Source organism: Methylobacterium frigidaeris, assembly GCF_022179185.1.
GTDB lineage: Bacteria > Pseudomonadota > Alphaproteobacteria > Rhizobiales > Beijerinckiaceae > Methylobacterium > Methylobacterium frigidaeris.
The window spans coordinates 1-253 of record NZ_BPQJ01000268.1 but is presented as its reverse complement, the minus strand read 5'-3'; the positions used below and the strand labels follow the sequence as shown (position 1 = coordinate 253).

1 protein-coding gene is annotated in these 253 nt (G+C 34.0%); it reads right to left on the bottom strand.

Annotated features, from left to right (window positions below; all coding sequences use genetic code 11):
- Positions 1–13 precede the first annotated feature (13 nt).
- On the bottom strand, positions 14–253 hold a 240-nt coding region (locus MFF64_RS37110; protein ID WP_238194061.1), incomplete at its 5' end, for a hypothetical protein.

Here is a 253-nt window from a genome sequence, read left to right as displayed (position 1 = left end):
CTTCTCCTCAACATCATGTTATTTTCGGCACATCATAATCCTGGGCTTGCTGAAGAATAATTGAAATGATATTATTAATTCCACTGCCTTTGGTAGAGGAAAGTGCTAAATAATAATCAATTGTTAAATTATTGTGCATTTCACTACTGGAACTGTAATCAGAAAAGATAGACATGCTTAGCCAATCTCTATTTGATTGAATTGAAAGATGTTTGTTAAGGCATGGATGCAAGCTATAGATTCTGATACGGTC